General features: G+C 60.1%; 8 protein-coding genes. 5 read left to right on the plus strand and 3 right to left on the minus strand.

Going from position 1 to position 8,288, the window contains the following annotated elements; genetic code table 11:
• Nucleotides 1-121: 121 nt before the first annotated feature.
• On the minus strand, nucleotides 122-943 hold the full coding sequence (locus NZK35_RS31195) for a phytanoyl-CoA dioxygenase family protein (RefSeq protein WP_259636451.1): 822 nt from the start codon (nucleotides 941-943) through the stop codon (nucleotides 122-124).
• A gap of 45 nt (nucleotides 944-988) precedes the next feature.
• On the minus strand, nucleotides 989-3,430 hold the full coding sequence (locus tag NZK35_RS31200) for an ATP-binding protein (RefSeq protein ID WP_259636452.1): 2,442 nt from the start codon (nucleotides 3,428-3,430) through the stop codon (nucleotides 989-991).
• Between NZK35_RS31200 and NZK35_RS31205 the strand changes: the two genes are divergently transcribed.
• From NZK35_RS31205 to NZK35_RS31225, 5 genes are read left to right on the plus strand one after another with little or no spacing between them, the layout of a single operon-like run.
• Nucleotides 3,429-3,566, plus strand: coding sequence for a hypothetical protein (locus tag NZK35_RS31205; RefSeq protein WP_259636453.1), 138 nt, complete (start codon nucleotides 3,429-3,431; stop codon nucleotides 3,564-3,566). The two genes, NZK35_RS31200 and NZK35_RS31205, sit on opposite strands and share 2 nt — an antisense overlap.
• A gap of 1 nt (nucleotide 3,567) precedes the next feature.
• Nucleotides 3,568-4,407, plus strand: coding sequence for a purine-nucleoside phosphorylase (locus tag NZK35_RS31210; RefSeq protein ID WP_259636454.1), 840 nt, complete (start codon nucleotides 3,568-3,570; stop codon nucleotides 4,405-4,407).
• Nucleotides 4,408-4,439: 32 nt separating this feature from the next.
• Complete coding sequence (locus tag NZK35_RS31215; RefSeq protein ID WP_259636455.1) at nucleotides 4,440-5,351, plus strand: purine-nucleoside phosphorylase; 912 nt, start codon at nucleotides 4,440-4,442, stop codon at nucleotides 5,349-5,351.
• Nucleotides 5,352-5,362: 11 nt separating this feature from the next.
• Nucleotides 5,363-6,337, plus strand: a complete 975-nt coding sequence (locus NZK35_RS31220) for a tributyrin esterase (protein ID WP_259636456.1) — start codon at nucleotides 5,363-5,365, stop codon at nucleotides 6,335-6,337.
• A gap of 48 nt (nucleotides 6,338-6,385) precedes the next feature.
• Entirely contained in the window at nucleotides 6,386-7,489 is a 1,104-nt protein-coding gene (locus NZK35_RS31225; protein WP_259636457.1) for a hypothetical protein, read from the plus strand.
• A gap of 542 nt (nucleotides 7,490-8,031) precedes the next feature.
• Here the strand turns inward: NZK35_RS31225 and NZK35_RS31230 are convergent.
• Nucleotides 8,032-8,288, minus strand: a 257-nt coding sequence (locus tag NZK35_RS31230) for a hypothetical protein (protein WP_259636458.1), incomplete at its 5' end; no start/stop codon positions are given.

Below are 8,288 nucleotides of genomic sequence, written 5' to 3' on the forward strand. Positions count from 1 at the left end.
CGCCAGCGCGAGCGGCGCCCTCAATGTCGATTGAGCGGTAGTGGGCTCACGGCCTGTCGATTAAAAAATGCTTCACAGCGTTCCGCCGACGGGGTCGCGTCGTTCCTGGTCCCCGAGCGGCCTATTCCGGTCGGGGTTGGTTGCTCCAATGCCCGCTCGGGTCGGTGCCGCGGACCTGCACCCCTTTTTCATTCCAACCGAGCGCGGCGTGCACGTCGGCGCTACAGTAACGTAGCGTCAGCCCACAACGACGCCGGTTGGAATCATTGGCGTCGCTGCCGTGCAGCAACAAATCCGCGTGGATCGACGCTTGCCCCGCTTTCAACGGATCATAAACCAGTTCCCCGTACTGCTCCGGATCATCGATCGTTTGATTCAGCACGTTGTGTTCGGTCGAGTCGCTGGGGCGGTAGGTCATGTGCCCCTTGGTATGAGATCCGGCGATAAATTTCATGCAGGCGTTTTCTTGATCGGCGTCGTCGATCGCCAACCAGACGGTGACCGCCTTGCTGGGTGACAACGGCCAGTAGCTGGCGTCCTGATGCCAGGCGACCGACTTTCCATCGCCGGGCATTTTGCAGAAGAAGTGCGACCCCCAGCCGATCACGTTTTCGCCAAACAGGTCGGCGACAGGGTCCACGATCCGTGGGTCTTTTAAAATGTCATACACGGGGCCGTACTTCAGGTGCGCCGAGCTGATGGAATAGCTGTCGCCTCCACTGGCGGTGACCTTGCGGAGTAGATCGTCAAAATAGTCACGGATCTCAGCGATCTCCGCGCCGGAAAAGATGTCCAGCGGGGCGATGAACCCACGCTCATTGAAGTGGTCGATCTGCTGCCGCGTCAGTGTTTTGGGATCGGCGATGCCGGCCGGGTGAAAGCTGAGATCCCGCTGAAGTGACTCCAGTTCGTCGTCACTCGGAATGATTTTAAAGTCTTTCATGTCAGTCGATGGGTTGGGGTGGTGAAGGTCTCATTGAGGCAGCGTTCATTCATACAGTGGCATGGCGATGCCGCTGGCGTCGACTTGCCAAGGCGTCCAGACCACAAAGACCTCTTCCGTCTTGAGATCACTTTTTCGCGGCGGAATCTCGGTGGTTTCCAATTCAATCTTGTCGATGTCGCACCGCTTGGCAAGGTCTTGGATCTCTGCATCGAGTTCCTCTTCAAGCTCTTTGATGTCGTCGTGCAACTCCTTCAGTGCTGCTTCGGCACGGCGCACGTCGTCGGCCTGCTGCGTCGCGCGTCCGACTCCCCTCGCCGCCGTCATCACACCGCCTCGCCGACCGCCCATGAAGGCGCCCAGAATCGAATTGCCCACCGACAGGATCGTCGACCACTTGGCTTGGCCGTATTGCGACTGCTCGCGCCCGACTCGGTCTTCGGCGGTGCGGATTTTCTTTTCGACCGACTGCACCTTGGCGTCATACTTGTCACGTAGCTTCTCCGTTTCCAGGTCTCGCTTTTCGCGCAGCAGTTGCTGGAAGTGCCGTCTGGCCTGCTCCCTGGTGTTGACGCCCGGTGCATAGCCCGTCATCCCGGGGCACTTGTAGAGCGTAGCGGTCTCGTGTCGGTACAAATAGTCCTTCAGTTTTGACTTAAACGTGCGGTAGGAAGACTTGCCTCGCAAGCCGTCGGGCAGATCGCTGAACTCGAAGGCGTCGTCCGGTTCGGTCAAGAACTCGGCGTCCGGCGACAGCTTTTTGCTGTGTTCCCAGAGGTCGTCGGGGACGCCACCGCCACAGCACAGCAGCCGCGCGGTGTCGACCCAATGATCCAAGTCGGCACTGGCGCGGATAAAATGCATCGACGCTTTGCCGACCAGCGCTGGCCGATAGACCTTCTTGCAACCGCGGTGGGCCACTTGGGTCTGGCCGAGGAATCGTTCCTCCACGCCAGCCGGAATGACCGGACGTTGGGATGACGGGTGTTCTTCAACGATCGATTCGCTGTTCTCTTCGCGACGCGATTGAGCCGCCGCCTTTCGATCCTGCATCAGGTCGCTGATCTGTTGCCTGGCCAGCGGCCCGGCCAGAAACGACATCGCCCAACGCGTTTGGAACGTCACCGGATCGCCCTGGTGAACGTTGTTCATCAAGAAGACCCGGTTGCCCAGCCCCGCCAAGATCTGTTCCATCCGGTTGCGGTCGAATGGCTGGCCGGATTCTCCCGCGGCCCCCTCCAGGCCTTCCAAGACCCTGGCCTTGTCGCGTTCGGTTTGCAGCCGTCCCAGGAACCAGGTGCCGATGTTGGACAGGCCCTTGTAATCCAAGTCAACGGGGTTTTGCGTCGCCAGAGTGACGCCCAAGCCGAACGCGCGAGCTTGTTTGAGCAGCGTCAGCATCGGCGGCTTGCTGGGCGGATTGGCGACCGGGGGAAAGTACCCGGCGACTTCGTCCATGTAAAAGATCGCACGGAGTGAGCCGGTACCGGTTTGTCGCCGCATCCACGCGACGAGCTCGTTCAACAACAAGGTGACAAAAAACATCCGCTCGCTGTCACGGAGATGAGCGATGGACAAAATCGACACACGCGGTTGGCCATCGTCGGTGTAGAACAGTTTGTCGATCGACAGTGTTTCGCCTTCCAGCCATGACGCGAACGCCGGCGACGCCAGCAAGTTGTTCAATCGCATCGCCAGTTTCGAACGCTCCGCAGCGGGCATGAAGGAATCCAGGTCGACGACCCCGATCCGCGTGATCGGTGGGGATTGAACCAGACGGATCAGGTTGGCGATCGAGACGTTGCGTCCCTCGCGCCACTCGTGTGTCAAAATGGATGACAGCAGGATGTGCTCCGGTGACGTCAACGGATCGGCATCGAGATCCATCAAGGTCAACAAACCCGAGACCGCGCCGGTGACTTTCTCGCCGATCGCCTCGGTATCGTCCAGCAATTCAGGCGGGGGGGCATCGAAACTCTTGAGCACCGTCAGCGGAAGCCCGATGTTGCTGCCGGGGGTGTAGATCGCGATGTCAACCGCGTCCTTGAAGGCCTGAATCCGTTGGGGCGTTTGTCCCCAGGACGCCAAGCCCTCTCGCCACCGCGTTGCCGTTGTCTCGGCCAACTCATCGACACTCATTCCTTTACGCGTCGCGTCGCTTTGCTCCAACCAGGGCTTGAAATCACTCGGTGCAAGATCGGGGAACGCCAGCATCAGGTTTGCCAAGTCGCCTTTGGGGTCGATGCAAATCGCGGGGACCCCATCGATGGCAGCTTCTTCCAACAACGACAGGCACAGGCCTGTCTTGCCGCTGCCGGTCATCCCCACGCACATCGCGTGCGTGCACAGGTCTTTGCTGTCGTACATCAGCAGTTGGTCCAGCTGCCGGCCCGAGAAAAGATCGTATTGACGCCCGAGATAAAACGACGCCAGCTTTTCGAACTGGTCAGGATCGGGGATAGCCATAAAGCGAGTGCGTGTAGACATGGGAGAAGAAAACGGAACGTCGCCGCTGAATGACGAGTTTAACGAGGTTTTGGCCGCCGATGGCAGCCGAGTCGTCCTGCGTTATGATTCGTGCGTCGTGCCCTCGTTCACCCCCGTGATTCATCCGAACATTTGACATGCTTGATCTGTACGAAAAAATTGAAGAAGCCGCCGCGGTGATTCAAAACGCGTTTGCTCAAACGCCGAAAGTTGCCCTCGTCCTGGGAACCGGGTTGGGTGGTTTGGTCGATCAAATCGATGTCAAAGCGTCGATCGAATATGGCGAGATCCCCCACTTCCCGACGTCCACGGCAACCAGTCACCGCGGACGGCTCGTCTGTGGATTCTTGGAAGGTGTGCCGATCGTCGCGATGGAAGGACGGTTTCACATGTACGAGGGCTATCCGCTGAAGCAGATCACGTTGCCCATCCGAGTGTTCAAACGCTTGGGCGCCGAATTGTTGATCGTCAGCAACGCCTGTGGCGGTTTGAACCCGTATTACCAATCGGGCGAGATCATGGTGATCGATGACCAGATCAACTTGATGGGCGACAACCCGTTGATCGGCATCAACGATGATCGTTTGGGGCCGCGTTTTCCCGACATGTGTGAACCCTACGATCAGCAATGGATTGATCGCACGCTGGCATTGGCCCGTCGCGAAGACATCGTCGTCCACCGCGGCGTCTTCGTTGCCGTCGCCGGTCCGAATCTTGAAACGCGGGCCGAGTACCGCTTCCTACGCACCATCGGCGCCGATGTGGTCGGGATGAGCACAGTTCCCGAAACGATCGTGGCGGTGCACTGCGGGTTAAAGACGATCGGTTTGAGCGTGATCACGGACATGTGTCTGCCCGATTCGCTGCAGCCGGCCAACGTCGAAGAAATCATCGCGACGGCGAATCTCGCCGCACCACAGTTGCTAAAAATCGTGACCGGGATCGTGGCCGAAGCGGGGCAAACGCGGATCGCATGAGGGATCGCATCGAGGATCAAGCAGAACCGCCAATGCAGACGGTCGCGATGGCTGTGGCGATGTTGCGTGAAACCATTGCGGGGAAGTGGGCGTACGCCAACGGCGATACCGCGCCGTCTCGTCGGCCGACCGTCACGACGATCGTTTTGGGCAGCGGTCTGGGTTCGCTGGCCGATAAAATCGAATCACCCGTCATCGTGCCCTTCGCCGACATTCCCGGGTTTGCCCATTCCACTGCCAGCGGTCACCGCGGGCAGCTGGTGTTCGGCACGCTCGGCGGCGATCCGGTGATTGCCATGGCGGGTCGTTTGCATCGTTACGAAGGCTGGTCCGACGACCAGGTGACATTTCCCATCCGGGTGATGCATACGATGGGGGCCAAGTGTTTGATCGCCAGCAATGCGGCCGGTGGTGTCAATCCGAAGCTGGCCGTGGGCGACATCGTCGTCCTCTGCGATCAGATCAATTGGCTGCATGCGCGGCGGCAATTCGCGTCTCCGAAACAAACAGCACAGAGCGAAAACGTGCAGGGCGAAACCGGGGCAGCCCCGGACGGGTTGCCGATCGGCTTTCCCGCCGGACGGCGGGGTCAGATTTTTGATCCGCAGCTCGCTTCACTCGCGCTGGCCGCCGCCCGAGAAGGTGGCTTTGTTGCCGTCCCAGGCACCTATCTGGCGACCTTGGGCCCGACTTATGAAACCCGTGCCGAATACCGCATGATGCGGCGGATCGGAGCCGATGTGGTGGGAATGAGCACCGCAGGAGAGGTGTTAACGGCGGCCAATCATGGCATGTCGGTGCTCGCTTTGTCGATTGTCAGCAATGTGGCGGATCCCGACCGAGCGAAAGTCGCCGATCACGCAGAAGTGCTAGAGGCAGGGGACGCCGCGGCGGCTAAACTAGAGGGGATTGTTCGACGGATCCTTTCCGGCCACCGAGTTTGATTGTCGTTTCGATGCCGCACGTTCCCAAACCTCCTCAATCGGCGAAACCGCCAACGCCGCTGCGTTCCGCGCCGGCGGAGTCGGTTTCTCGCGAGACGTTGACGAACAAGACGCTGCCTGCTGATGCACTGCCTGCTGATGCACTGCCGTCTGATGCACTGCCGTCTGATGCACTGCCGATCGACGCGCTGCCCGACGAAGCACGGCAGCTCGATTCGACGCACGATACGATGGTCGGGTTTGACCAGGAATCGGTTGACTCGACGAGCCTGCCGGACATCGATCATGAATTCTCGATGCAGGAACTGTTTGATGCGGAACTTCGCGAGGCGATCCGCTCGGTGCCGCTGCAAGGGGATGAAGAAAAATTTCCGCGGGTCGAGATCCTGGGGGCGGACGGGCAACACGCCGCGCTGATGCGGATCGATCACCCGGTGAAATTGCGTGTCCGCGGTTCACTGGGCGACTACGCGTTTGCGTACAACTCCCAAACGGTCATCAAAGTGTTCGGAAATGTCGGACACGGCGTTGCCGAAGGCATGTCCAGCGGATCGATCCGGGTCCGCGGTCACGCCGGCCACGGTGCGGGAACCGCGATGACCGGCGGCACCCTGGGCATCTATGGTTCGGCCGGGGATCGTACCGGGGGCGCGATGCGTGGCGGCGGACTCTTCGTTCGCGGCGACGTCGGCAACGATGTCGGACTCGGCGCCTTGGCGGGAACCATCGTGATCGGAGGCGACGCGGGCAATAACCTGGGCAATCCGCTCAGCAACGTTGCGGTCTTCATTCGGGGAAAGGCGGCAAGCCTAACTCCCGGCGTCACCGAAGCGCCGCTGCGAAAAAAGCAGGAGGTCCAACTGGGATTGCTGCTCATCAGTGCGGGGATCCGCGGTGACGCGACCGACTTTCGTCGCATCGTCCCGATCGCAAAATTGGCGGCTGAAAATGCAGCCCGCGGCGAAGTGGTTCCCAATTGGCGTTAGTGCTTTGTCAACGTTTAAACAGAGCAGTAGCTTTTGAAAGGATCACCTGTGAATTCCGACCGACTCGCTTCGCTTCACCTCCTGCCGCCACACTCGGCAACGGTCTGGGCGACCAGCCCGATGTACCCGGCCGCCCAAACGATTTCACGTCCCGATGGCAGCTCGGTCCGATTGGAGTTGCCGCTGTTCTGGTACGAACCGCCCTGGATTCAGTTGCCACGCGATGTTGCCGGACGACTCGCTGCGTCGGTGGCCAATCTCGATGTCGTGGTTTCGGCACTCCGCCGCGACGTCGCGATCGACGAAGAACCCAGTGAGTTGTTTGCAGCAATCCCGGCCGACGAGAGTGCCGCAATTGATGCAGCGCAGCGGCAGTTCTTGCCGCGAATGACCCCCTATCGCGCCGAGCGTTATGGATTCACGCCCGCCGATTTCGACGAGACACGTGTCATCGATGTCCGACTGGCAGCGACGCGGGATGACTCGGGACGATTCGCCTATTCGCCGGAGCAGATGAGACGTTGGGAAGGCGGTGCGGAAGAATCGACGATCGGTGGCGGCGGCCATGTTGCCACCGGTTCCTTTCCCACCGATGTCGTCTCGCTCAAACAAGCCCGCACGAAACTCGACCAGTTGCGGTTGCTCGCACCCTCGGCCGCGGTCTTTGTGTCCATCGATTGTTACCGTTTGGAAGAAGAGATCGCCGCGGCACTGGTTTCCCGGCCCGATGGCTTGATCGTGCGAATGAATCAGCCGGAGATCGAGGGGATCCAGTTGGCTGCGTTGGTCACCAAGACGCGTCGATTGATGGATGAACACGACTTTGCAGACAAACCCCTGTGGATCGTGCCGGGCGAAGTCAGCGCCCGAGACGTTGCCAAGCTGATCGCCTTGGGGGCATCCGCCGTTGCCATCGATGCGTGGTGCATGCCGCTGGTTCGATTCTTGCTGGAGTCTATCCCGACGTCACGCTTCGACCGAACGGCATTCAATCAAATCCCCGCCGTCACCTCGCAACATTTGTGGGACGACATCGACCGCGTGATCGGACTTGTGTCGGCAATCATGCCACACGGCAGCACACCCCAACGACTGGGGACATATCACTCGCGGTGGGCCAAATCGTGTGGCGCGTCGTTGCTGGCTCCGTAGGCTTTATCGGAAAACGGTGTGCCAGTGGCGATTCCCGGTTGCTGCTCCGCAACGACTGCGGGCCGCTCAAGAGACCGTCCAGATTAGGAACGATGCGAAACGTGACGAATCCTCATGATCTCGTCGATTGAGTGTGATGCGGTCAGCGGACCGTTGTACGACGTCCTTTCTAGGTCGTCGTCATGAGTCCAACGGACGACAGCCCGGAAGGGTCATCGTACTCGAAAAACCGGTCCGTCCTAAGCAGGACGGTCCCTTCAGCCTACACACCAACACTGATGCCCGTACGATTGATTGCGGCCTCCTTTTCGCTAACGCCGCCGGGTGGACAGGCAACCGGCCGCCATGCCACTCCGGCAGACTCGCCCCAAACCGGTTAGATTGTTGCGGTAGCGTTCGTGGTCGTCAGGATACCGAAGTCATTACGATGGCGATCATTGTTCCCTCCACTCGATTCCCCACTTGCAGGTCCCACCATGACCCTCACCGATCGATCGTTGACAACGGGCTGGTTCGCCGGTTTGGCGTTCTGCCTTGTCGCGTCACTGTTCACGCCCACGCCCCTCCGAGCCGATGACCGAAAAGCGGAGGCCCGGGAGCGCGAGACATCCGAGCAAGATCGCAGACCACGCGATGACGATCGCGCCGAGAGGCGTCGTCCCGATGACGAACGGCTCACGCGTGACCGCCCCGGAAATCGCGAAGAAGCCGAAGAACGTGAGTCGCGTGAACGAGACATGCGCGAGCGTGAGATGCGCGAGCGTGAGATGCGCGAGCGTGAGATGCACGAACGCGAGAT

Source organism: Stieleria sedimenti, from assembly GCF_025060895.1.
Lineage (GTDB): Bacteria > Planctomycetota > Planctomycetia > Pirellulales > Pirellulaceae > Stieleria > Stieleria sedimenti.